The organism is Flavobacterium sp. AC105, from assembly GCF_979258495.1.
Map to the genome: position 1 here is coordinate 2,289,999 of NZ_OZ409860.1, position 25,024 is coordinate 2,315,022.

At 34.2% G+C, this 25,024-nt stretch carries 20 protein-coding genes; 14 read left to right on the forward strand and 6 right to left on the reverse strand.

Translation table 11 applies throughout. The features are described from left to right. The first annotated feature begins 3 nt into the window (after window positions 1-3). The 3 genes from ACZ0AH_RS09815 (at window position 4) to ACZ0AH_RS09825 (ending at window position 3,022) form a co-directional block, all read left to right on the forward strand. Window positions 4-1,773 carry a RagB/SusD family nutrient uptake outer membrane protein gene (locus tag ACZ0AH_RS09815; RefSeq protein WP_463475617.1) on the forward strand — a complete coding sequence of 590 codons (1,770 nt, stop codon included), beginning with the start codon at window positions 4-6 and terminating at the stop codon, window positions 1,771-1,773. A gap of 350 nt (window positions 1,774-2,123) precedes the next feature. Next, entirely contained in the window at window positions 2,124-2,498 is a 375-nt protein-coding gene (locus ACZ0AH_RS09820; protein WP_463475618.1) for a SpoIIAA family protein, read from the forward strand. Window positions 2,499-2,623: 125 nt separating this feature from the next. Next, on the forward strand, window positions 2,624-3,022 hold the full coding sequence (locus ACZ0AH_RS09825; RefSeq protein ID WP_463475619.1) for a hypothetical protein: 399 nt from the start codon (window positions 2,624-2,626) through the stop codon (window positions 3,020-3,022). Between the two features lie 80 nt (window positions 3,023-3,102). On the opposite strand, the gene ACZ0AH_RS09830 is transcribed toward ACZ0AH_RS09825, so the two are convergent. The 4 genes from ACZ0AH_RS09830 to ACZ0AH_RS09845 form a co-directional block, all read right to left on the reverse strand. Then, entirely contained in the window at window positions 3,103-3,381 is a 279-nt protein-coding gene (locus tag ACZ0AH_RS09830; protein ID WP_463475620.1) for a PrgI family protein, read from the reverse strand. A 31-nt stretch (window positions 3,382-3,412) separates the two neighbouring features. Further along, on the reverse strand, window positions 3,413-3,811 hold the full coding sequence (locus tag ACZ0AH_RS09835; protein WP_463475621.1) for a hypothetical protein: 399 nt from the start codon (window positions 3,809-3,811) through the stop codon (window positions 3,413-3,415). 208 nt (window positions 3,812-4,019) lie between these two features. Continuing rightward, a complete protein-coding gene (locus tag ACZ0AH_RS09840; RefSeq protein WP_463475622.1) occupies window positions 4,020-4,400 on the reverse strand; it encodes a hypothetical protein in 381 nt (126 codons plus the stop codon). Between the two features lie 21 nt (window positions 4,401-4,421). After that, complete coding sequence (locus tag ACZ0AH_RS09845) at window positions 4,422-4,571, reverse strand: hypothetical protein (protein ID WP_463475623.1); 150 nt, start codon at window positions 4,569-4,571, stop codon at window positions 4,422-4,424. Window positions 4,572-4,890: 319 nt separating this feature from the next. On the opposite strand from ACZ0AH_RS09845, the gene ACZ0AH_RS09850 reads away from it, so the two are divergent. From ACZ0AH_RS09850 to ACZ0AH_RS09860, 3 genes are all read left to right on the forward strand, one after another. Beyond that, a complete protein-coding gene (locus tag ACZ0AH_RS09850; protein ID WP_463475624.1) occupies window positions 4,891-5,547 on the forward strand; it encodes a DUF6766 family protein in 657 nt (218 codons plus the stop codon). 27 nt (window positions 5,548-5,574) lie between these two features. Beyond that, a complete protein-coding gene (locus ACZ0AH_RS09855) occupies window positions 5,575-6,054 on the forward strand; it encodes a CinA family protein (protein ID WP_463475625.1) in 480 nt (159 codons plus the stop codon). A gap of 857 nt (window positions 6,055-6,911) precedes the next feature. Then, entirely contained in the window at window positions 6,912-7,298 is a 387-nt protein-coding gene (locus ACZ0AH_RS09860; protein WP_463475626.1) for a helix-turn-helix transcriptional regulator, read from the forward strand. Window positions 7,299-7,393: 95 nt separating this feature from the next. Here the strand turns inward: ACZ0AH_RS09860 and ACZ0AH_RS09865 are convergent, their stop codons facing one another. Next, on the reverse strand, window positions 7,394-9,328 hold the full coding sequence (locus ACZ0AH_RS09865) for a DUF262 domain-containing protein (protein ID WP_463475627.1): 1,935 nt from the start codon (window positions 9,326-9,328) through the stop codon (window positions 7,394-7,396). Further along, entirely contained in the window at window positions 9,328-10,710 is a 1,383-nt protein-coding gene (locus tag ACZ0AH_RS09870; protein WP_463475628.1) for a DUF262 domain-containing protein, read from the reverse strand. The genes ACZ0AH_RS09865 and ACZ0AH_RS09870 overlap by 1 nt, the downstream gene beginning before the upstream one ends. Before the next feature lie 323 nt (window positions 10,711-11,033). On the opposite strand from ACZ0AH_RS09870, the gene ACZ0AH_RS09875 reads away from it, so the two are divergent. From ACZ0AH_RS09875 to ACZ0AH_RS09910, 8 genes are all read left to right on the forward strand, one after another. Next, window positions 11,034-11,513 carry a TlpA disulfide reductase family protein gene (locus tag ACZ0AH_RS09875; RefSeq protein WP_463475629.1) on the forward strand — a complete coding sequence of 160 codons (480 nt, stop codon included), beginning with the start codon at window positions 11,034-11,036 and terminating at the stop codon, window positions 11,511-11,513. Window positions 11,514-11,516: 3 nt separating this feature from the next. Continuing rightward, on the forward strand, window positions 11,517-12,131 hold the full coding sequence (locus tag ACZ0AH_RS09880; RefSeq protein WP_463475630.1) for a thioredoxin family protein: 615 nt from the start codon (window positions 11,517-11,519) through the stop codon (window positions 12,129-12,131). 481 nt (window positions 12,132-12,612) lie between these two features. Next, on the forward strand, window positions 12,613-15,783 hold the full coding sequence (locus ACZ0AH_RS09885) for a SusC/RagA family TonB-linked outer membrane protein (protein ID WP_463475631.1): 3,171 nt from the start codon (window positions 12,613-12,615) through the stop codon (window positions 15,781-15,783). Between the two features lie 37 nt (window positions 15,784-15,820). Next, window positions 15,821-17,617: a RagB/SusD family nutrient uptake outer membrane protein gene (locus ACZ0AH_RS09890; protein WP_463475632.1), complete on the forward strand. Its 1,797-nt coding sequence runs from the start codon at window positions 15,821-15,823 to the stop codon at window positions 17,615-17,617. A 69-nt stretch (window positions 17,618-17,686) separates the two neighbouring features. Then, window positions 17,687-19,075 (forward strand): discoidin domain-containing protein, encoded by a 1,389-nt coding sequence (locus ACZ0AH_RS09895; RefSeq protein WP_463475633.1) that lies wholly within the window; start codon window positions 17,687-17,689, stop codon window positions 19,073-19,075. 137 nt (window positions 19,076-19,212) lie between these two features. Next, entirely contained in the window at window positions 19,213-21,681 is a 2,469-nt protein-coding gene (locus tag ACZ0AH_RS09900) for a glutaminase family protein (protein ID WP_463475634.1), read from the forward strand. A gap of 12 nt (window positions 21,682-21,693) precedes the next feature. Beyond that, a complete protein-coding gene (locus tag ACZ0AH_RS09905) occupies window positions 21,694-22,821 on the forward strand; it encodes a glycoside hydrolase family 76 protein (protein WP_463475635.1) in 1,128 nt (375 codons plus the stop codon). A gap of 10 nt (window positions 22,822-22,831) precedes the next feature. Continuing rightward, window positions 22,832-25,000, forward strand: coding sequence for a hypothetical protein (locus ACZ0AH_RS09910; protein ID WP_463475636.1), 2,169 nt, complete (start codon window positions 22,832-22,834; stop codon window positions 24,998-25,000). Window positions 25,001-25,024: the final 24 nt, after the last annotated feature.

The following is a 25,024-nucleotide window of genomic DNA, read 5'->3' on the forward strand; positions in this document are numbered from 1 at the left end:
ATTATGAAGACAAATAAAATTTTTAGTATAAAATTAATCACATTATTATCTTTTATTCTGGTATTTGCCAGCTGTACAGATCTTGACGAAGTTGTGCTGGATGAAGTATTGGGAGATAATGCTTCTAACCCTGCAGGCGCACTTGCTGCAGCTTATGACAGGTTAGGAGACGGAACTTTTACAGATCACGGCTGTGTTTTTTCTTTACAGGAATATTCTACAGATGAGGCTATTTTGCCAACCCGCGGAAGTGACTGGGGAGATGGCGGAAAATGGAGAGACATGCACGAATTTACATGGAAACCTGACAATGCTGTTGTAGGCGATAACTGGAACAAATTAACAAACGGAATTACGCGCTCTTTAACAGCAATTCAGTCTATTGAAACAAGTTCGATTCCGGAGAAAAAGTTATTTTTGGCAGAAGCTAAAGCACTTTTAGCTTATTATATGTATACGACTTTAGATTTGTACGGACAAGTGCCATACAGAGATCCTATGAACCCGAATGCGCCTTTGCAGATTTTAAAAGCCGATACTCAAATCGATAAATTAATTACAGATGTTGAAGCTTTAATTCCGGATTTGGCCGAAAGCGGAGAACAGCAAACACACCACGGGCGTTTTACAAAACAAGCAGCTTATGGCTTTTTGGCAAATATGTATTTGAACCGTGCTGTATTTAAAGATCGTTTTAATGCCGCTTCAAATTTCAATTTTAATGAGCCTGCAGCAAGCGGAACAGGAACAGATATGGACCGTGTTATTTATTACACTTCATTGTTGATCAATTCAGGAAAATACAGTTTAGAAAGTGATTATTTTAAAAACTTTGCAAGAACAAACGAAAACGGAACCGAACTTATTTTTGCAATTTCTCAAAAGATAGATTACATCCGTAATGGTTCTAACAGTTTTGCTTATATGTCAATGGAGCGTAACCAAAGAACATCTGCAGCAAACAGAGGAACAAACGCATCTTGTACAACGCCTGAATTTTACGCAACCTGGGACGGAAATCACGATGATCCAAGATTTCACCAATATTATCAATATTCAGATGGTACATGGTTCATGAACGACGGTACAACGCCAAGTGTTCCAGCAACAGATATCGTTCCTAAAAGTGCTAATTTACCTTGGTTCCATTTTAACAGAGGTATGGAAGCCGGACTTCAGTATGGTCCAATATTATTGCCATCAGGATCTTTAGAAATGGTTGGTAACCGTATTAAAGTTTCTCCATTATATATGGAAAAAAGCACAACGACAAGAATGGATTTCACACCAACATTAACGTTCAAAAACCCTACGCAGGCTGTTTTCGCTCAAAACGAAATCAATCAGGGAGTACGTGTTTTTAAATACGAATTCGACCCTGAAGGAGGAAACGGTAACAGTAATGTTGATATTCCGTTGTTCCGTTTAGGCGGAATGTACACAATGAGAGCTGAGGCTTATTTCAGAAAAGGAAGTACAGGATTAGCAATGGATGATCTTAATAAATTGCGTACAAGCAGAAAAAGAGAATCATTATTTGGAAATGCTCCGGGAAAAGTCTTAACAGCAATCGATCAAACCGTTTTATACAACGAAATAGGATTCGAATTATACTGGGAATTGTACAGAAGACCAGAAATGATCCGTTTTGGAAAATTTGATTTGCCGGGAACTGCAAAACCACTTTCAGAACCATACAGAAGAGTATTCCCAATCCCACAATCAACAATCGATGTGACGAAGGAATTCAAACAAAATCAAGGATATAATTAAAAGTTTTGTGTTAGTTTATTTTTTTTACAAAATGCCTGTTTCGAAAGAAACGGGCTTTTGTTGTTTTAAGGCCATTCATATTATACATTCACATTTCGTTTATCCGCCTGTACAGAAAAAAACTCAGAACCTCAGCATCTCAGAACCTCAGCATCTCAGAATCTCAGAAACTCCAAAAAAGCACATTGTTATTTTATAAAATACGGATGAAAAAATATAAGATAAAAATTATAATCTAAACTAATTTTGATAAAATCCTGATACTATTTTTCTGATAATTTCAATAAATAAAAGAAGATAATACAAGAATTCAAATTAAAATAAATAACAATTCAAATCGATTAAACATCATGATACATCAAATTGACACAACCGATAATTTAGTTGCTTTTAGAGCTTTAGCAGAAGTTACAAAAGATGATTTTTTGACTGTGGTTATTCCTGCAGTAGAACATTTAGTAAAACAAACAAACGAAATAAATTTCTTATTAGTTCTTGATACCGATCTGCAAAATTTTACAGCCGGAGCCTGGTTGCAAGATGCATTATTGGGATTGAAACATCTTGGAAAATGGAATCGTGCCGCTATAATTTCAGATTCTGAAGAAATAATTTCGTTCACAAACGGATTCAGTTATATCGTTCCGGGAGAATTTAAAGGATTTAAAAAAATAGATTTCAATAAAGCTTTAAATTGGGTCGAAGGAAATATAGAAGTAAAATAATCTCTTATGATAAATAATACTCTTGGATTTATAGATTGATTTTGATTGAAGTAATTTATTCATTGTGACTTTAAATTGAGATTGGTTTATAGTAAAACCCCGTTATTAATTTAAAAATCAACATTATGAAAAAAGTATTTTTAATATGCGCCTTCCTTATTTTTGCAGGAAGTGCATGTGCGCAAACGCATCAAAAACCCAATACTACAAAAGTAGTTTCAGATCCTACGGCAAATCCTTCTCGTATAGATACGATTAAGAATGCAAAAGTTTCTAAAACCAGAACTTCTGCTGCTAAGAAAGTAGAAACAAGTAAAAATCAAAAAGAGAACACTACAAAAGTTGTTTCAGATCCCACGGCAAATCCTGCTGATGTAGCTATAATTAAAAATCCTGCATCTTCAAAAAATACAAAATCAAAAGCAGGAACCGGAAAAACACAAAAACCGAATACAACAAAAGTAGTTTCAGATCCTACGGCAAATCCACTTCATGTCGATACGATCAAAAATCCGGTAAAATAATTCTTTCTTTAAGATAATATTCCATAAAAAAAGCATCCATTACGGATGCTTTTTTTTGTTGAGACAGATATGATTTCTTCTTAATAAAAGTTTCCGGTAATATCTGAACTTTTATTGTTGTTTTCTGATTTAGAATTTCCAAATTTTTTATAAAGTGCTGATGCTAATAGCGGAAGTGCAAGACTGGCAACTGCGGCTCCCGTTTTGTTATGTCCCGCTTTTTTTAAGACCGCACCAATAAGTAAAGAACTTACTCCGGCGCAAGCCAAATGTTTAACAGAAAGTTTTGATGTTTTATTTTCTAATGTTTCAGGAACAATTCCATGAAGTAAAGGGTTTATGAAATTTAAATTTTCCATGATTTTAATTTATTAGTTTAACTTATTTAATTTACGTTGATAGTTTTTCGCTATCCGTTTCATTCTCAATTTTTTCAATCTCAACTTTTTCCTTTTTAATCGCTTGTCTTAATAACGCAAAAAGGCTCATGTAAATATTTGCCGTAAAAACCAGGGCAAATCCAGCAATAATATAACCCCGCCAATCATTGAGTAATAGTTTATAATCGCAAATAATTAAAAAAGCAATGGTAATATAATGGCTAAAACAATATTCGCAGGTAAAGAGATAAAAGAACTTTCTGGTTAGAATCGTACGGCCATTTTGCGAATGTTTTACGCACCATTCATGAGGTTCCCTGAATATTTCTTCATGAGTTACAGTCCAACTAATGCAGGCAATAGGAATTGCTAATATAAACAGCCAGATAATTTGAATTGTAATGCTCATACTTCTAGTTTTGATAGATAAAAATGGCTTTTAATTCACTTGAAAAATGACTTAGAAAGCTTTCGACTAAATTAGCAAACATTACAATGCGAAAGTTTATATAGTTTCATATATTTATTATAAAATTTAGGGTATAAGTACTATAAAAACACAAAAAACCGTTAAGATTTTACCCTTAACGGTCATTTTATATAATGTGTCATAATAATTAGAATTGTCCCGGATTAGTTCCCGGAAAAGGATCATGCGAAACTTCGCCTAAATCGATCTCATCATTTAAATCATCATCTTCTGAATCATCATCGTCAAGATCACCGTCTTTTTCTAAAGAATCTTCCAAATCATCCTGATCTTCGTCATTTGTAATTTGATCTTCTCCGTTAATAATTGGTTCTTCATCTGGATTAGATTCATTTCTGTTATAATCATTTACTTCATGATTTACATCGTTTAAATTATCTTCCTTATATTGATCTTCAAAACTATTTTCAGTTGAATAATTTCTTTCATTATCAATAAGCGTATCTAAATCATGATCTTGCAAATTACGATTGTTCTGATCGTAATTTTGGTTGTTTTGATTTTCCATAATAGTAAAATTTACGATTTATTATCTTTTAGTGGTCGAAGCCTGTTTTTTCTCTTTTCCGGTAGGTTCACTTTCTCTTTTTGGAGAAGTTTCCTTTTTATCTATTTTTTTATCCATAGATTTTGCACCAGAAGTTTTAGTGCTGCTGTTTGTTTGCTCTTTAGTATTCATGATATTTTTTTTTAATGATTATATACAAATCTACTTTTGAATACGTTAAAAAGCTTTATATGAATATATTATCTAATTGCATAATTAACAGTAGTTTATAATATAATCATTCTTGTAAATTATATAACTGATAATTTTTTAACTGTTGTCTATTTTCTCTGATAATTCCTTTACTTCTTATATAATTTACCAATTGAAAATCACAGATTTAAATGATATAATCTTTAGCAAAAATCATGTAAGCGACTGGAATTTATTATGCTATAAATTTGTTTCTGAAAAATCTACTTTCAATACTAAAACAAATCAAACACATTGTATGAAAAAATTTCTTTATCAAAACAGTTTATCAATAGTTTTTTTGTTACTTTTTATTGGAGCCTCTGTTGGTCAGATTATTTTTGGTATAGAAGAATATAATAAAGAGCTTATAGAAGCCGGAAGTCATGCTGTCACAATAAGTGAATATCTGACATCGGGACATTTTTTTGAAGCTACATTTGAAAACTGGGAAAGTGAGTTTTTACAAATGGCTTTGTTTGTATGGCTGACCATTTTTCTAAGACAAAAAGGATCTTCTGAATCCAAAGGTTTTGACGGACCGGAAGAAGTAGATCGTGAACCTTCATCAAAAAGAAAAGATGTGCCATGGCCAGTTAAAAAAGGTGGATTTTGGTTATCGTTATATCAAAACTCATTAACAATTAGTTTATTCATATTGTTTATTGCCTCTTTTTTTCTTCATTTTTATGGAAGTCTGAAAGATGAAAATACCATGAATATCTTAAAAGGAAACCCTGAAATGTCTTTTTCAGAATACTTGGGAGATTCGAAAATTTGGTTTGAATCTTTCCAGAATTGGCAAAGCGAATTCCTCTCTGTATTTGCCATAATTGTATTATCGATTTTCCTGCGTCAAAAAGGTTCTTCACAATCAAAACCTGTAGATGCGCCACATAGCGAAACAGGCGAATAACATTCATTAATCTTAATTTAAAATAATATGGCTTCTAAGAAAGTAACAAACTGCTGCAAGGCTTTAATAGATAAAAACTGGACGATCACTTTCGTAGAAAGTGCTTCGGCAGGAAAATTGAATTATGAATTTTCTACGGTTTTCGATTCAGGAAAAATCTTAATAGGAGGAATGGTTTGTTATAATATTTCGATGAAAGAAGATTTGCTTTTGATTCCGGGCGGCACTATTCAGGAACACACAGCAGAATCAGCCGAAGTAACAAAATTAATGGCTCAGAATTTTCATCGCTACGTTAAATCAGATGTTTGCGTTGCTTTAACGGGATTAACAACGCCCGGAGGAAGCGAAAGTGCCAGTAAACCTGTAGGAACTATTTTTATCCATATTATTTTTCCCGATAAAGAAATCGCCAAACGTTTTGAATTTAAAGGAAGCCCTGAGGATATTGTCAATCAGGCAATTGATCAGATAGCGGTATTAATTTTGGATGAAACTAAGCAATAGTTTCTTTCATTATTATTTGTTTTTTTTAATGCAAAAAAACGTATTATAAGGAATAAGAGACATTTTGGATTTAATTATAACTCTCAGTTATATTCTATTATAGTAATTGTAAGAAAAAAAAAGAAGTTATTGCGTAATATTGCGTAAAAGAGTTGTTTTGCCTTCTAGTATTGCGATTTCTTTCAAACAAAGCCCAAAATTGTTTTTTTACCTACTTATTATGTCCATTACTCTTCACTCTAATCAAGTCCATTTTGACTATGGCAAAAATCGATGGCATTATGCTTTTGATGAAATAATTGAACTTGGTATATTACGAAAAAAGAAAACCTATTTTCTTATCAATACTTCGTTTATCCTTGTAACGGTTTTTGCCTATTATTGCATGATTTTTTCAGATATGGTCGACTTATACTATATCATTCCAACATTGCTCTGTTACACATTTCTTGTTATTCTTAGGTTTCATGATAATGCCGAATTTGAGTATTATGTCATAGTCCGGGATATTTATCAAAAAGAAATTACAACCAAAATAAAAACCGCAGACAAGAACAGTATTGGCAAACAGATTGACCAGTATTTAAACCTCCAGTTTGATCGGATGATAAAAAAAACGGCCTAACTTTTTAAAACCTGCTCATGTTAGTATCCGGAATTTCCCATTGCGATTTGCTTTGTATTATCGTTGCAGTTGTATATGGTTTTTATATTACTACTAAAAAAAAATAACGATAAACCCGACTTCTTTAACCTACTAATGAAGTAGTTTTAAATGCATTTTAATACGGTGTAGCTACAATACTAATATTAGTATTGGGCTGTGTTAGTTATACCATTTCCCCAAAAGAAAAAATATGGCCACTTCTATAAAAAACAAAATCAAAAGCATTAGAGAGTTAAAAAATTACACTCAGGAATATATGGCAGAACAACTCGGGGTAACCCAGGCAGGATATAGTAAAATTGAAAAAGGAAAAACCATTTTGTCCTACGTAAAATTAGTCGAAATTGCCCGTATTTTAGAAGTCAGCGTTGAAGACATTATAAGTTTTGACAGTCAGCGCTATTTCAGCAGCTTTAATAAAGTAATAGGAAACAATAACGGAAGTATCCTGATTAATACCGAAAACACCACCACATTAAAAGCACTTTACGAAGATAAAATAATGCTTCTGGAAAAATTACTTAGTAAAACAGAAGCGGAATTAGAAAGATATAAAGAGAGATTTGGGGTGATTTAAAACCAATATATTAATACCGAGTTTGATTCCTTATCAACTTCACGCTATAAGGAATCAATTTTCATAACTATTTCATTGAGACTTTTTTTGAAACTCTAAGATATTTTATTCAAAATTTCAATCATTTCTTCTTGATGTTTTATAATGGCTTCATCATACCACTTTTCACTTTTACTCATCATTAATCGTTGTTTTAAACTTTCAATTGATGATGATGCAGCATAATGTTCAGCTTTTGCTTTTGGAGAATAATTACTTAATTCTGAGTTTTTACTTCTACTGATTAAACACAAATTACCAAAGCTATGAAGCAATTCGTTGTTTACTTTTCCTCTATCTTCAATTTGCTTTGGATTTTGAGGAAAAAAGTGTTCAACTGAACTTCTGAACGAAAATTCAAAATTCTCGATATTATCAATTTTATACGTCTCTTGTTTATCAACCACAATTGATTTCCAAAGCAAATAATCCAATCTGTTGAAAATGAAATTTTGAACATCTGTTCCCTGATGTAAATTGGCCTCAATTATCTCTGAACTTACGGGTCTTGAAAAATTGGTATAAATAATATCATGATAATCCAGCGCTTTTTCAGACAAACGATCAAAGTAAAAGGCATCGCTCATAGACTCCAAATATTTCAGGTACTTATTAATGTCTATTCCATTTTTATATTCTGTAAATAAATAGATAAGTGCGCCGTTTAGCCAATGTTTGTATATAGTTTGAGGAAACGATACATGAAACATCGAAAGCAACATTATTAATTGTTTGTTATTTTCCCCAAAGGTGTTACCGTAAGTATAATTTTTACTTTCGGTAAAATTAAGCTTCTTTAAACTCCATTCATCTTTAGTGATTTTGTATTCTCTTTTGATAATATATTTATCAAAAAGGAATTTACATTTAAATAAATTATACCCAAAATATTTTACAAATTCGGCTTTTTCGGTTTCAGTTGTTATTTTCTCTAATTCATCTGTAAACCTTTTATTAAGATCCTTATCATCAAGACGGATATTTTTATTTGTAGAAATTTTTAAGACATGCAAAAGGAAATTAGGGAAAGTTATAATGGAGTTGAATTTATGTTCTGTTTCATTTTCAGATAATGATTCTTCACCAATTTTTATTTCGTCATCTTCAACAATATCTAAAAAGCTGTTTTTGCCACTTTCGGCTTTAGTTTGATTTTCATCGCCTTCAGTTTTAGTTAGATTTTCATCATATATTGTTTTAAAAAAAAGATCAGCATTTTCAGGAATAATATCGTTGTTCTCTCCTGTAAAAATCAAGTCTCTTATCTTTTTTTCAAATCCATACTGAATATAACGTTCCATGTTTGAACAAGCGTCCCATATTGCTGAGAATGTTTTTGAATCTTGTGGAAAATCTTTTAAGTATACAAGCAGTTGAGCCTTTAATATTTCATGTTTTTCTAATTGTTCGCCTCGGTTATTCATTATCTCAAAATAATGATTCAGGTTTGTATCATGCGGCACTACAACTCTAAGGATTTTGATATTTTCGAAAAGATATTTTATAAATTTTTCCTTTTCAATTTTCTTTGTTTTGAATAATTCTTTTAATGTTTTATTTATATCTAAATAGGCCTGATACATCTTGCCATTAAGATTATCATTATTCTTACTTCCATTTTCCGAAAGTGATTTTAATGTTTCTGATGATAAGGATCGGCTCTGAAACTTTAGTCGCGTTTCGTAACCTGAATGTACTTCTACACCAAATTCATTTTTTAAAACGCTTAGCAATATATTTATGGTCGTTAACCTTTGTTGGCCATCAATAGTTTCATAATAATGAGTTACAGTATCAATTTCCTTTTTATGAACCACGAGCGTACCAATATAATAATTAGAATCAGGCTCAAAACAGGCATAATCCCAAACATCCTGAATAAGCTGAACTACTTCTTTTTCTTCCCATGCATAATTACGTTGGTAAAGCGGAATGATGTAATTCTCTTTTTTGAAAATTGTCTCGATATTAAATTCTATAGGATCTTCCATTATTTTTTTAATGCATTTAATTCAGCAAATATCCCAACTAAGGGTGCAATATTTTGAATTTTATTTTTAATAGGATCGTATGTAACCGGTGTTAAACGACGATGTAAAATTTCATTTGGGTGTACAGATTCTCTAATTACCCTAAAAAAACCTAAAAAATCGGTTGCATGACTATCCACCATTCGCATTTGAACAGCTGGTTGTATTAATCGTACGCTATAAACCCATAGAAAAGATTTAACCAATGCTTCATCAATTTTTTTTGCTCCAAATTTATCAACGTAATATAGTAACGAACAATCCATTAGATTTTTTAAAAAGCTATCGCCTCTTCTGCCTCTTCCTTTATAGGTTTTCAAAGTATGAATTATTTTTGGTGCCATTTCAGAATCTTCATTAAAATGGATTAATATAGATTCTTCTTGTTTTTTTAAATCGTTACTGTATACATTTTCTATACGATCAATTTGCTTGGCATAATGATGGATATATTCAAAAAAACGTCTTCCGTTTAAGATTACCTGATCAATTTGAAACGGATAGTTAATGCTATTTTCATCAGTTTGATTTTCGGAATTATTATTGTGGTTTTCCACAAAAGAATGATTCATTTCATAAGAATGTGCAAAGTTGAGCGGATAAGGATTTTCAATAGTAATTCCTTTAAAAACGCCAATTTTACTTTTCGAAAAATTTACACCGGAACGACCTTTGCTCCATTGCCTTATTTTGAACAAATAGTTTTCAAAAACATGAGATAAATCATCTGATACTTCTTCCCATTTTGCAACACAGTCTAAAGATTCCTGTTCTTTATTAGTTGGTATTTCTCTTAAATGAAAAGCTTTTAAAAGATCATGTGGAGCTAAATCTTTTCCTCTGCTGTTTTGTGAATCAAAAAACTGAAACGCTTCAGAAATTTTGGTTAGCTCAAGATAAACTAATTCGCATTTATTAAAAAAGAATAATACATCATCTCTTCGAAACTCTTTGATCCTGCTTCTGATATGAATTTGGTTTCTTTTTAAATTTTGCTTAGAAAGTTCAATTTGAAATTCTAGCTTAGCAATAGAAAGTGACTTATAATTAAGGTTTGTCAATTTTGCATATTCTTCATTTCGCAGTAATTCAAAAGCGATTAACGAAAGTGTAAGTAAACGTTGCTGTCCGTCAACGATATTTAAATGTTTACTATCATTGTGCAGAACAATCGTACCCAATCGATAAGCCGTTTTATCATTATACAATAAGATGTCATCAATTAACTGATTTACATTTTGAACGGTCCATTTATAAGGTCTTTGATAATCCGGAATGTGTAGGTTTTGCGAAAAAATAAGGTCCTCTATTTTTACAATCTTTTTTATAATTTTTTCTGCCATTGAATTGTTATATGCTTTTCAAATTTCTAGATTCAAATAGTTATTCTTTTTTAAATAAATAGTCTACTTCTTTACAAACATAAAGAAAGCTTTTATAACTAAATTATGGTAAACCATAATTAATTAAAATAAAAAGAATTACAACATAGTTTATAAAATCTCTGCTGTTTCCATAAACCATCACTCTTGTAATACTTTCCATCAAGGCAAAAAAATCAAATTATAGAAGTTTTTAAAAATCTAAAACCATTAAACTTTTATTAACAAAAAATACTTTTTCATTCCTTTATATTTGTAAGGAACAAATTAATAAAGCATTACGAATGAAAATCCACGCTTTTAAAACAGGTCTTTTTCTTTTTCTGGCTTTTTCGGCAACATCTTATGGCCAAAAAGTAAAATTGATTAACGTCGATCAATTAACAGAAAGAATCAAAAACGGAAAAGACAGTACATACGTTGTCAACTTTTGGGCAACCTGGTGCGCACCTTGTATTAAGGAATTGCCCAATTTCGAAAAGCTTGGTCTGGAACATAAATCGGAGAAACTGGCTGTTTTGCTAGTAAGCGTTGATTTTAAATCAAAATTAGAATCTGCTGTTGTTCCATTTGTGAAAAGAAAAAACCTTAAAAATGAAGTCTTTCTTTTAAATGAAAGCAATCCACAAGAATATATCGACAGAATAGATCCTGCATGGTCGGGAAGTATTCCGGCGACAATCTTCATCAAAAACGATAAACGAAAATTTATCGAAAGCGAACTTACCTACGAACAATTACTAACTGAATATAAAAAACTATAAATTATGAAAAACGTCATTATTACTTTTACCCTTTTTTTATTTAATATACTGCTTTCTCAGGCACAAACAGCAACATTAAAAGCCGGACAAGCTGCGCCGGATTTTAAACTTAAAAACGTAGACAATAAAGAAGTTTCTTTTGAGAGTTTCCCAAAAGCAAAAGGTTTTATTGTCGTATTTACTTGTAACACATGTCCATATGCAAAAGCGTATGAGCAGAGAATTATTGATCTTGACAAAAAGTTTAAACCACAAGGATATCCGGTAATCGCCATTAATCCAAATGATCCTGAAGCATCAAAAGCAGATACGTTTGATAAAATGCAGGATTTGGCAAAAGAAAAAAAATATTCTTTCCCATACTTATTTGATCAGGGACAAGTGATTACAGATTTATACGGTGCAAAACATACACCACATCTTTTTATAGTTTCAAAATCAGGAAAAGGAACAACTATAGAATATACCGGAGCAATTGATAACGATCCTGAAGGAACAAAAACAGAAAAAACAAAGTATGTTGAAGATGTTATTTCATCCTTGCAAAACAATCAAAAACCTGCAATAACCGAAACAAAAGAAATTGGCTGTACTGTAAAAAGAAAAGCAAAAGCATAACGACTATATTATCCTAAATAGTTAAACAAAACGTCTCATTTATTGAGGCGTTTTTTTATGCTCAAATTCTTCTGTTTTAGGATTTAGGGTTTTGTAAAATTTTCTGCACGATTTATTGGTATTTCATATTCCACATTTCTATACGTATTTTTCAATAGTATAAACAAAATTTTGTTTTCATATTGCGAATAATGAAAACATAAAACGTTTTAGTAATCTTTTTGTTATAATTTTTTATTTTCTAATAATTTTAAGACTTGTTTTTTGATGTTAAAAATCCGCTTTTTGGCTTTTAATAAAACGATTTAGTAGATAATTATCATCAAAATAATGATTTATGTAAAAAAAACGAAAAAAAACAGGCTTATGTGAAATTATATTTTTTTTACTAAAACGTTTTAGTATGTTTGTCATGTTAACGAAACATTAACTTGATACTAACCAAATACTAACCAAAAAAAATTAATAACACAGACATTATATGAAAACGAAAGATTTCTTAGAAACTGTTTTTAAATTAAAATGCACAGGTCTTTTTACGGTCCACAGTAAATTGAAAGTGCATAAAATTGCTTTGATGTATTTACTTATTTCATCTTGCATGATTAACACAGTTTCTGCAGCCAAAATAGCATTTCAACAAGATCCAATTACCATCAAAGGAACCGTTCTTGACGCTGATAAATTATCATTACCGGGAGTTTATATTGTAGAAAAAGGAACAACAAACGCAACTCAAACAGATTTTGACGGAAGTTATACCATCAAAGTAAGTTCTAAGAATGCCATTTTAGTTTTTAATTATACGGGACTAAAAACGGTTGAAACAGAAGTTGGAAATAGACAAGTTATCGATGTTCAGTTACTTTCAGACTTAAACTCACTAAATGAAGTTGTAGTAGTGGGTTACGGTAAACAGAAAAAAGTAAGCGTTGTTGGCGCTCAGTCCACTATAGATGTTAACGAGCTTAAACAGCCTGTTGCAAACGTAAGCACAATGCTGGCCGGTAGAATTTCCGGTTTAACAGGCGTACAGCGTTCAGGACTTCCGGGCAGTAATAGTGCCGATTTATGGATTCGTGGTATTTCTACATTTGGCAGTTCCAGTCCGCTTATTTTAGTAGATGGAGTTGAGCGCGCCATAGACGATTTGAACCCGATAGATATTGCTTCGTTTTCTATCTTAAAAGATGCATCAGCTACAGCTGTATACGGTATTCGTGGAGCAAATGGCGTAATCCTGATCGAAACTAAAAAAGGTAAAGTGGGAAAACCTCAAATTATGGTTGACTACAACGAAGGAATTACATCTTTTACCAAAGTTCCGGATTTGGTTAATGGCGTTACATATATGCGTTTGGCAAATGAAGCTTTGGTAACGAGAGGACAACAGCCCAGATATTCGGAAGAAACCATAAACCGTACCGCAACAAAATACGACCCGCTATTATATCCGGATGTAGATTGGTTAGACGCTGTTTACAACAAATACGGAAGAAACCGTCAGGCAACCGTAAACGTAAGTGGTGGGGCTGAAGCCGCTAAATACTACGTTTCGTTAGGATATTATGACGAAAAAGGATTGTTTAAAACAAGTGATACAGAAAGTTACGATTCGGATACACGTTTTAAACGATACAATTTTACAACAAACTTAAACATTGATATTACCAAAACAACAAGTATGACACTTGGCGTTCGTGGCTATCTTTCTGAAGGAAATTATCCAGAAGTAGGAGCAGATGCTATTTATAGTGCAGCACTTGAGGCTTCTCCGGTTGATTTTCCGGTACTATATCCCGGAGGTTTTATTCCGGGTAAAGGACCAACATCCGTATTTAATCCTTATGCGCAAGCAGCTTTAAGAGGATATAAAGTAAATACCAAAAACCAGATCAACTCAAATTTAAGATTAACTCAAAACTTAGGTTTTATAACAAAAGGATTCACCTGGACAGGAATGTTTGCTTTTGATGCGTACAACGAGCAAAACGTAAACAGAGGAAAAAGACCAAGCACTTATTTTGTAGATCAAAACACGCCATATTCACAAGACGGCCAGTTAATTTTGAACCAAACTTACGCAGGTACAGATTATTTAGGATACAGCAGAGCAAACGGCGGAAACAGAAGAATTTATTTAGAAACTTCTTTCAACTACGATCGTACTTTTGGCAAACATACTTTTGGAGGATTGTTATTATTCAACAGATCCGATTATGTTGATGCTTTTGCCAATGATTTTACAGCATCTATTCCGTATAGAAATCAAGGACTTGCGGGTCGTATTACATACGGTTACAACGATCGTTATTTCTTAGAAATAAACGGAGGTTACAACGGTTCAGAGAATTTTGCGCCAGACAACAGATACGGGTTTTTCCCTTCATTTGCTGCAGGTTGGGTAGTTTCAAACGAAGAATTTTTTGCTCCTCTTAAAGAAACGATCAATTATTTGAAATTCAGATATTCAGATGGTAAAGTTGGAGCCGCTTCAGGAGCAGGTCGTTTTGCGTACTTAAGCCGTGTAGAAGACGGTCAGCCAGGATATGATTTTGGAGAAGATCCACAATATACATCAGGAATTCGTGAAACGTATTACGGTTCAGATGTTACCTGGGCAACTTCGCGCAAAAGAGATTTAGGTATTGAGGTAAATGCTTTCAATAATAATTTCAAAGTAATTTTTGACTTATTCAAAGATCGTTCTTCAGGAGCATTTTTACCAAGAGGCGATGTGCCTATTTATATTGGTCTTGCCGCTTCTCCTTACGGAAACATTGGAGTTGTTGACAACAAAGGTTTTGACGGAAGCATTAATTACACGCAAAATATTAATGATTTAAAATTGACTTTTAGAGGAACTTATACATATAATAAAAATAAAATTATCGAAAACGGCGAACCTCAACAGCTTTACCCTTGGCAGGATAAAAGAGGAACTCCTCTAAACGCTCGTTTTGGTTACGTTGCAGAACGTTTGTACACACTTGCAGATGACGTCAACAAAGACGGATTTATTTCGCCGGCTGACGGAAGTCAATATCCAACCCAGTTTGGACAAATCATGCCGGGAGATATTAAATACACGGATTTAAACGGTGACGGAAAAATCGATTCTTACGATCAAAAACAAATTGGAAAAGGAGATATTCCAGCTTTTACATACGGTTTTGGTTTAACAGCAGAATACAAAGGTTTCGATTTAAGTTTGTTTTTCCAGGGACAATCAGATGCTGATATTATGCTTAACGGAGAATCAGTTCAGCCTTTCGTAGGCGGTGGCGGAATCGGAAATTTATACACAGCAGCAATCGATCGCTGGACTCCTGATAGTGATAATGCTTATGCAACTTATCCAAGATTATCTTACGGAGATTCCGGAATTGGACAAAACAACAACACACAAATAAGTTCATGGTGGTTAAGAGATGTTAGTTTCTTAAGGCTAAAAACTTCAGAAATAGGATATAATCTTCCTTCCCGCATTTCAAATAAAGCAAGTATATCAAGTACAAGATTTTATATCAGAGGGGTAAATTTACTAACGTTCTCAAATTTCAAAATGTGGGATCCGGAGTTAAATTCAAGCAATGGTAGAGCATATCCAAACATTACAACAGTTTCAGTTGGTGTTAACGTACAATTCTAATAAAAAACAAATACTATAATATTTAAATAATCAAGTGATGAAAAAATTAATATTAATATTTGCGGGACTTTTATTCTTTTCCTGTAATGATGATTTTTTAGATCAGGTTCCGGACGATCGTCTAACGTTCGATGAAACTTTTTCTCAAAGAAGCACTGTAGAAAAATATTTGGCAAACATCTATTCACGCGTTCCAAGTGAATTAGATCAAAGAGATACAAATTCGCATTCAGGTCCGTGGTTAGGAGCCTCTGATGAAGCCGAATACTGGGTATCCTTTCACTTCGGAAACTTTATGGACATCGGAGACTGGAATGCTACAAGTGGCGAAACCTACGATCAATGGTCTAACTTTTACGGAGGAATCAGAGATTGTTCTACCTTAATCCAAAACATCAATAAATGTTCGGATTGTACAGATGACAGAACCAATCAATATACAGCCGAAGCCAGAGTTTTAAGAGCGTATTGGTACTATAATTTAATTAGAATTTACGGTCCGGTTATCCTTATGGGAGAAAAACCGGTTCCGGTTGATGCAGATCTAAATGCGCTTAATTTGCACAGAAATAGCATGCAGGAATGTGTGGATTATATCGTAAGCGAATTGAATATTGGAGCAGAGGCTTTAAAAACAGTTTCTTTTACAGATGATAATGCAGGAAGAATGAGCAGACCTTTTGCTTTAGCAATAAAAGAAAAAGTGTTATTACTAAATGCAAGTCCGTTGTTTAACGGAAACACTGATTATTCAGGTTTTGTAGACGAAAAAGGACAGCAATTTATTCCTCAGACTGTAGACGTAAACAAATGGAAATTAGCAGCAAATGCAGCAAAAGCTTTCATTGACGAATATGTTCCTACCACTTATGATTTATTCAAAGAATACAATTCAGACGGATCTTACAATCCTTATTTATCAACTCGTGATGTAATGTTGAAAGACTGGAACAAGGAAATGATTTATGCACGTCCTCGTGGCGGAATCTCGTATCATTATGATGTAACGCCTTATCACGCAGGATATCCTGATGAAGTACACGGAGCAGGCGGACTAGCGGTAACGCAGGAAATGGTTGATGCTTATTTTACAGCAAACGGTCGTTCTATAGATGATCCGGCTTCAGGTTACCAGCAAACTGGTTTCTCTAATTTTCAATCTCCAAATGATTTCCAAAAAAGAAATACCTACAATCAATGGGCAAACAGAGAACCAAGATTTTATGTAGGAGTTACCTATAATGAAAGTCTTTGGTTAAACCGAGATTTCGGAAACATTATAACCGCTACCTGGTACGGTGGAAATTCAGGACGTAAAGTAGGTTCAAACGATTATAGCCCAACAGGTTATATGGTTAGAAAAACAATGATTACAGGTAATAAAAATAATACCAACAGAAGTATACCAATGTTGAGACTTGCAGAAATCTATTTGGATTATGTAGAAGCCTTAAACGAGTCAGATCCTTCAAATCCTGATATTTTAATTTACCTGAATAAAATCAGAGAAAGAGCAGGAATTCCACAATATGGTGACGCAGGTTTGGATATTCCGGGAGGTCAGGCACAAATGCGTGACGCCATTCATAAAGAGCGCAGGGTAGAACTTGCTTTCGAAAACGTGCGTTATTTTGATGTTCGCCGTTGGAAAGAAGCAATCACAAAATTTGCAGGTGATTTTCACGGAATGGATATTAACGCAACAGATGAAAATAACTTTTACAAACGCGTAGTTTTTGAACAAAGGGTTTTCAATCAAAGACATTATTTATGGCCAATACCACAAAAAGAATTGAACACAAATACCAAGTTAATTCAAAACCCGGGATGGTAATCTAAGTATTTTACAGCGCTGTTTTTCTTATAATAAACAGCGCTTAAATAACCTTTAAAACGTAAAACTATGAATAAAAATATCGTAAAAATTATTTCATTAATTTTTGTTACAAGCTTATTTTGCTCTTGCAACGACGACGATTCTTCGATTATCGAAGGAATGCCGGATGCAATTGTAAACTCAGATCCCGCGGGAGCGCCTCCAAGAGAAATTAACGAAAACTGGAGCAATCACACTGATAAATTATACCGTCAGTATTTTGATAAAAATGTGGCCATTTATTATGATAATGATGTAAAAAGACCTTTGGATTGGCCAAATGATTTTTTCAAAAATACCTGGAAACAAGTAACTGCGACTTACGGAGATTTTGCCGGAGACAACAGATTATATGCTGTTTTTCATGACAAAAGCAAAGGCGCAACTTATGTAGGAACGACTTTTAACAGCGAAAGCGGAAACAGAAGCATCTTCGACATTGCCTTTGATGGTTATGAAATGAAAGGAAACAACATCGATAATCCGCTTATTGCAATCAGTCAGATTGTTGAAACTTCTGCAAAAGGAATAAACGGTTCTCCTGCAAAAGCAATTTGGGGAGATACATTTTCGCAAATCTTCTTATATGATATTTACACCAATTTGCAAATGCAAACAGATGCAGATCGTATTGCAGCACTTTACAATGCAAAAACAGAAACTTTTCCAAAAGAAAACACCAATTGGTTTAAAGATTGGTACATGCCAATTTATAAAGATCACGGCGGAAGTTTAGCACTGGGAAACTTCTTTAAACTTACGGCACAATTTTACCCAACAAACGGTAATGTATATGCGCATGATATGAATATGGGAGAATTTGTTCACTTTTTTAGCGGCGCAACAGGAGACGATTTACAGCCTCTTGCCGAAGCAGCTTTTGGATGGAATGACGAATGGCAGGAACAATTATTAGACGCCCGCGCTGATTTTCCAACCTTAAATTATCCATTTACACCAGTTGTAAACATTACAGATTTAACAACCGGAGCAACATTAACCGTAAGCAAAGACAACGGAAATGGAGCGCAAGGAGGCGAAGGATCTCTAAAATTAATTGACAATGACTTAAATTCTAAGTTTTTAGTTGGAGGTTTAGATACCAATAATATTAATTTCTGGATGCAGCAGGAACTTATAGAAGCTGCAGTAGTAAACAAGTATAACTTTACATCCGGTAATGATGCACCGGACAGAGATGCTAAAAACTGGGAACTTCTAGGTTCTAATGACGGTTCAACATGGACATCTTTAGACAAAAGAACCAATCAGGTTTTCAGCGGAAGAAATCAAACCAGAGAATTTGTCGTAGACAACACAACTGCATACAAATATTACAGAATAAATATTACTGCTAATTACGGTAGCGACGCCATTCAGATCAGTGAATGGAGGCAGTATTATGTTAGAAAATAAAGGTTTAGTTAATTAAGTTTAGTAATGATTGATAAGCATTCTGGCCTGGTTAGTCAGAATGCTCCAATCTCTTAAATATTAAAATTATTTTCAAAATCAATATTGCATAATCAGTAAAATTTCAACAATACATTATAATGATAAAAAAATATATCTCGATTATAACCCTTGCTTTTACAGCAATCACGACCAGTAATGCTCAGATATTAAGAGCGCCTTCTTATCCTTTAATCACGCACACGCCTTATCAGAGTGTATGGTCTGCCGGAAATCAGTTAAATACCATGGCAACCCAGCACTGGACAGGAGCAGAGCAGTCTTTGACCGGATTAATCAAAATAGATGGCGAAGTGTACCGCTTTCTTGGTGTAGAATCAACAGCTTATAAAACAGTTTTGGCTACAGCCGATGAAGAAAATTACAGCGTAAAATATTCGGAAGAAGCTCCGTCATCTGACTGGAAAAATTCTGATTTTAATGATGCTGCATGGAAAACCGGAAAAGCGCCTTTTACAGATGAAGAATCAAAAGCCAAAACCATCTGGAAATCCAGAAACCTTTGGACAAGAAGAACCTTTGATTTAAAGGATAAAAACTTCAGTAAATTATTCCTGAAACTGCGCCATGACGATGATATTCAGGTTTACCTTAACGGAGAAAAAATTTATGACGTAACCGGATGGAAACATCAGTACAAATACATCAACATTGAATCTGCTGTACTTGCAAAACTGAAAGCAAAAGGAAATGTATTAGCCGTTCATATCGAAAATACCGCAGGCGGACAATGGCTTGACGCAGGTTTAGTAACCGAAGATGTTTCGATGCGAAATGTAACCATTCATCAGGCAAATCAAACCAATGTTTCCCTGGAAGCTACCAACACAAAATATACTTTTGATTGCGGAAAAGCAGAACTAAATGTAACCTTTACATCACCGCTTTTATTAAATGATTTAAAAATATTAAGCCGTCCTGTAAGTTATATTTCAGTTGCAGTAAAATCAAAAGATGATAAAAAACACAGCGTTCAGGTTTATTTAGGTGCTTCAAGTTCATTGGCCGTAGATTCTCCGGCGCAGGAAGTAGAAGTTTCACGTTACACGCAGAATAATTTAGCGATTTTAAAAGCCGGAACTACAGAACAGCCAGTGCTTCAAAAGAAAGGCGATGATCTTAGAATTGATTGGGGATATGCTTATGTTGCGACTAAATCTTCTAAAGATGTAAAACAATATATTTCATCAGCAAACGGTGGTTTTGAGCCTTTTTTAAGTACCAAAATAGCATCAGAAGTTAACAATCTAAACGGAACTAATTTATATTTGAATACCATAGTTGATCTTGGAAATGTGGGAAGTAAAGTAAAAAAACAAGTATTCCTGATGGGTTACGACGAATTGTTTGCCGTAAACTATTTTGATACTCCATTAAAACCGTGGTGGAAAAAAGACGGAAAAACAATTGAAGAAGCACTTTCAGATGCCAGTTCAGCTTACAAAAGAATCATCCGAAAAACCGAAAAATTTGATGCAAAATTATTATCAGATGCTACAGAAGCCGGCGGAAAAAAATATGCTGATTTATGTATTTTGGCATACAGACAAGCCATCGCAGCGCATTCGATTACTCAGGCTCCAAACGGCGATATTCTTTTTTTATCGAAAGAAAATCACAGTAACGGATCAATCAATACAGTCGATTTAACGTATCCTTCATCACCGTTATTCTTGCTTTACAACCCGAAATTAATGGAAGGAATGCTAAACGGAATCTTCTATTACAGCGAAAGCGGAAAATGGAAAAAACCGTTCCCATCGCACGATTTAGGAACATACCCAATTGCAACCGGACAAACTTATGGTGAAGATATGCCAGTTGAAGAAGCCGGAAATGCAATTGTTGTGGTTGCCGCAATCGCACAGCAGGAAGGAAATGCAGATTATGCTAAAAAACACTGGGAAACCCTGACAACATGGGCAAACTATTTAAAGAAAAGTGGTTTTGATCCTGAAAATCAATTATCAACAGATGACTTTGCGGGACATTTAGCGCGCAACGCCAATCTTTCAATAAAAGCAATCGAAGCATTAGCCGCTTACGGAAAATTAGCAGGAATGTTAGGCGATAAAAAAACAGAACAGGAATTTAGTGCTTCTGCAAAAGAAATGGCGCTAAAATGGGTGGATTTAGCCAAAGATAATGACCATTACACATTAGCTTTTGGAAAGCCGGGAACCTGGAGTCAAAAATACAACCTGGCTTGGGACACGATTCTGGATCTGAATGTTTTTCCTGAAAGTGTTAGAAAAACGGAAGTTGCGTATTATTTAACCAAACAAAATAAATACGGTATGCCATTAGACAGCCGTGAAAATTATACCAAAACAGACTGGATCATATGGTCAGCGTCTTTAGCAGACAATCAAAAAGATTTTGATGCAATCGTTAACCCAGTTTGGGATTATGCAAACGAAACTCCTGACAGAGTTCCATTAAGTGATTGGCACCAGACTTTAGACGGGCATACGGTAAACTTCAAAGCCAGATCTGTAGTGGGAGGATATTACATGCAACTTTTAAAATGGAAAACATCCAAAAAATAAAACATAAAAATTATGAAAAAATATAAAATAATTTACCTGGTTTTAGTGAGCGTTCTTTTTTCGTTCTGTAGTAATGATGAGCCTACGGGACCACCTTTATGGACACCGGACACCACCAATATTACGCCTTACACAGGTGCTGATGCAACGGTTGCGTATGAAGCTTTCAACAAACAGTTTTACAACCCAACAGCAAAATTATATTACAGCACAACCGAAAAAGGCGGATTGGGTTCGATCTGGACACAAGCTATTTTTTGGGACATTGCCATGGATGCTTACAAACGTACCAATGATCCTAAATACCTGACTTTGATCAATGATATCTATCAGGGCGCTTATAAAGAATACGACGGTTTCAATTACAGCAACAAAGTAAAATGGTTTATTTATGACGATATGATGTGGTGGGTAATCTCATTAAGCCGAGGATATGAAATCACTAAAAACGAAGAATACCTTCAAAACTCTATCAAAGGTTTTGAATATGTTTGGAATGGTTCATACGACCCAATTAACGGCGGAATGTTCTGGGATTTTCAGCATTCAGGAAAAAATACCTGCATCAATTATCCTACTGTAATTGCAGCAATGGAATTATACAAAATCACTGGAGACGCAGCCTATTTGGATAAAGCAAAAAGCATTTACGACTGGTCAAAAAACAATTTATTCGAAAAAACAACAGGACGCGTAGCCGATAATAAAATAGGAAACAATCCGGGTTGGTCTGATTACACCTATAATCAGGGAACTTGTATAGGAGCTGCAGTAGCACTTTATAAAGAAACGAAAGACGCAGCCTATTTAAATGATGCAAAATTAGCCGCTGATTATACTAAAAACGTAATGTCAAGCGCAGAAGGAATTCTTCCTGCAGAAGGCGACTGGAACGAACAAGGAGTCTTGAAAGCCATTTTTGCCAGATATACAATGGCATTGGTAAACGACGGAGGACAAGATCAATACCTGACCTGGCTTCGTAAAAACGGTGATGTAGCCTGGAGAAACAGAGACAAAAACAGAAACATCATGTTCCGTGATTATGATATTCCTTGCCCGGTTTTAACCGTTCAGTCATTCGAAGCCTGCAGTGCTGTAGGCATTATGCAAATTGCACCACCAGCAGCTCAAAAATAAAATTCAGAGTATGAAAAAGTATTCTAAAATAATAATCCTTTCAGGTCTTTTCGTTTTGCCAGCGCAATTATTTGCGCAAAAAAAAGACCCCAAAACAGTATTCCAGGTATCTGATGCCTGGAGTCCTGCTTATGATGTCAGGGCAGATGCGGCTATTGTTTACGGAATAAACGATGCCGGAGGAAACTTTAAGGAAAGAGCCAAAAGCTGGAAAGACAACGGTTATACCATTCAGTTTATGACCGGTATTGCCTGGGGACAATACAAAGATTATTTTAAGGGAAAATACGACGGCAAACAGCATTTTGACGAAGGTCAGAAAATGAAAAACGGCGAGATTATCTGGCATGGTGAAGATGTTCCGTACACGGTTCCAACAGCCGGATATATTGAATACATAAAAGGTTTGGTAAAAGAAGCCATCGACGCAGGATCAACCGCGATTTATCTCGAAGAACCTGAATTTTGGGCAAGAGCCGGATACAGCGACGCCTTCAAAAACGAATGGCAAAAGTTCTACGGATCGCCTTGGCAAGCACAGGACGAATCTCCGGAAGCGACCTATTTATCATCAAAACTAAAATATGATTTGTATTTCAATGCCTTGAAAAATGTCTTTGAATATGTTCATCAATACAGCCAAAGTATTGGCAGAAAAGTAAAATGTTATGTCCCAACGCACTCCTTAATCAATTATGCATCCTGGGAAATCGTAAGTCCTGAAGCCAGTCTGGCACAATTACCCTACATGGACGGATACATCGCGCAGGTCTGGACAGGAACTTCTCGTGAAAGAGTTTATTTTAACGGAGATTTTAAAGAAAGAACCTTTGAAAATGCCTTTCTGGAATACGGTTCAATGGTTTCAATGACAGCGCCAACAGGCAGAGAAATGTTTTTCCTGACAGATCCTATCGAAGACAGAAGTCAGACCTGGGCCGATTACAAGAAAAATTATCAGGCCACTTTTACCGCTCAATTGATGTACCCAACAGTTGCGAGTTATGAAGTTATGCCCTGGCCGCCACGAATTTATTTAGGTAAATTTAAAATGGAAGAAGGTCAGGAAAGACAACCGCTTTCAAAAGCATACGGAACCCAAATGCAGGTAATGATCAATTCCCTGAACAACATGCCGGTTTCAAAAAATGAAGTAAACGGAACCAAAGGAATCAATGTTTTATTGGCAAATTCTATTATGTTTCAGCGTTTTCCGCTTCATGAAGGTTATACAGATCCATCACTTTCTAATTTTTACGGTATGGCGTTGCCTTTATTAAAAAGAGGAATTCCCGTTGGAACCGTTCACATGGAAAATCTGGATTTAGTTTCCGGTTTAAAAGACACCAAAGTTTTAGTAATGTCTTATGCCAATATGAAACCGCTTTCGGCTAAAAATCATGAAGTTTTGGCAAAATGGGTAAAAGATGGCGGAATGCTGATTTATTACGGAAAAGACGATGATCCGTTCCAGAAAGTAACCGAATGGTGGAACAAAGATGGCAAAACCTATAAAGCGCCATCAGAACATCTTTTTGAATTAATGAACCTGAAAGTCGATAATTCAAAAACAAATTACACCTACGGAAAAGGAAATGTATTTGTAGTTCGCAAAAATCCAAAAGAATTGGTTTTGGAAAAAAACAACGACAAAGATTTTCTTGATATCGTTGCAGAAGCGTATCACAAAGCCAAACCTAAAGAAAAATTAGAACTTAAAAATTTCTATTATTTAGAACGCGGACCGTATGATATTATCGCTGTTTTAGACGAAAATGAGAACAAAGAAGCTTTACATATTAAAAGACAAGTTATTGACCTTTTTGACCCCGAATTACCTGTTTTACAAGAAAAAATAATCAATCCCGGAGAACAAGCTTATTTATTTGATTTAAATAGAATCGAAAATAAAAAGAAACCTCAGGTTTTGGCTGCGGCTTCAAGAGTTTACGAAGAGAAAATGACAAAAAACAGTTATTCTTTTTTAACCAAAAGTCCATCAAATACCATGAATGCCATGCGTATTCTTTTGCCATCAAAACCTTCAGAAATAATTTTGAGCAATGATGCCAAACAAACTATTACAACATTTACCACCACTTGGGATGAAGCCAGCAAAACCTGTCTTTTGAAATTTGAAAACGACAGCAAAGGCATCAGCGTACAACTGAAATGGTAAATTAATTACGAATAAAACTGAAAA

Excerpts from the sequence above, each read along its gene's own strand:
- ACZ0AH_RS09815 (WP_463475617.1), top strand. The coding sequence starts at position 4 with ATGAAGACAAATAAAATTTTTAGTATAAAATTAATCACATTATTATCT.
- ACZ0AH_RS09820 (WP_463475618.1), top strand. The coding sequence starts at position 2,124 with ATGATACATCAAATTGACACAACCGATAATTTAGTTGCTTTTAGAGCT.
- ACZ0AH_RS09825 (WP_463475619.1), top strand. The coding sequence starts at position 2,624 with ATGAAAAAAGTATTTTTAATATGCGCCTTCCTTATTTTTGCAGGAAGT.
- ACZ0AH_RS09830 (WP_463475620.1), bottom strand. The coding sequence starts at position 3,381 with ATGGAAAATTTAAATTTCATAAACCCTTTACTTCATGGAATTGTTCCT.
- ACZ0AH_RS09835 (WP_463475621.1), bottom strand. The coding sequence starts at position 3,811 with ATGAGCATTACAATTCAAATTATCTGGCTGTTTATATTAGCAATTCCT.
- ACZ0AH_RS09840 (WP_463475622.1), bottom strand. The coding sequence starts at position 4,400 with ATGGAAAATCAAAACAACCAAAATTACGATCAGAACAATCGTAATTTG.
- ACZ0AH_RS09845 (WP_463475623.1), bottom strand. The coding sequence starts at position 4,571 with ATGAATACTAAAGAGCAAACAAACAGCAGCACTAAAACTTCTGGTGCA.
- ACZ0AH_RS09850 (WP_463475624.1), top strand. The coding sequence starts at position 4,891 with ATGAAAAAATTTCTTTATCAAAACAGTTTATCAATAGTTTTTTTGTTA.
- ACZ0AH_RS09855 (WP_463475625.1), top strand. The coding sequence starts at position 5,575 with ATGGCTTCTAAGAAAGTAACAAACTGCTGCAAGGCTTTAATAGATAAA.
- ACZ0AH_RS09860 (WP_463475626.1), top strand. The coding sequence starts at position 6,912 with ATGGCCACTTCTATAAAAAACAAAATCAAAAGCATTAGAGAGTTAAAA.
- ACZ0AH_RS09865 (WP_463475627.1), bottom strand. The coding sequence starts at position 9,328 with ATGGAAGATCCTATAGAATTTAATATCGAGACAATTTTCAAAAAAGAG.
- ACZ0AH_RS09870 (WP_463475628.1), bottom strand. The coding sequence starts at position 10,710 with ATGGCAGAAAAAATTATAAAAAAGATTGTAAAAATAGAGGACCTTATT.
- ACZ0AH_RS09875 (WP_463475629.1), top strand. The coding sequence starts at position 11,034 with ATGAAAATCCACGCTTTTAAAACAGGTCTTTTTCTTTTTCTGGCTTTT.
- ACZ0AH_RS09880 (WP_463475630.1), top strand. The coding sequence starts at position 11,517 with ATGAAAAACGTCATTATTACTTTTACCCTTTTTTTATTTAATATACTG.
- ACZ0AH_RS09885 (WP_463475631.1), top strand. The coding sequence starts at position 12,613 with ATGAAAACGAAAGATTTCTTAGAAACTGTTTTTAAATTAAAATGCACA.
- ACZ0AH_RS09890 (WP_463475632.1), top strand. The coding sequence starts at position 15,821 with ATGAAAAAATTAATATTAATATTTGCGGGACTTTTATTCTTTTCCTGT.
- ACZ0AH_RS09895 (WP_463475633.1), top strand. The coding sequence starts at position 17,687 with ATGAATAAAAATATCGTAAAAATTATTTCATTAATTTTTGTTACAAGC.
- ACZ0AH_RS09900 (WP_463475634.1), top strand. The coding sequence starts at position 19,213 with ATGATAAAAAAATATATCTCGATTATAACCCTTGCTTTTACAGCAATC.
- ACZ0AH_RS09905 (WP_463475635.1), top strand. The coding sequence starts at position 21,694 with ATGAAAAAATATAAAATAATTTACCTGGTTTTAGTGAGCGTTCTTTTT.
- ACZ0AH_RS09910 (WP_463475636.1), top strand. The coding sequence starts at position 22,832 with ATGAAAAAGTATTCTAAAATAATAATCCTTTCAGGTCTTTTCGTTTTG.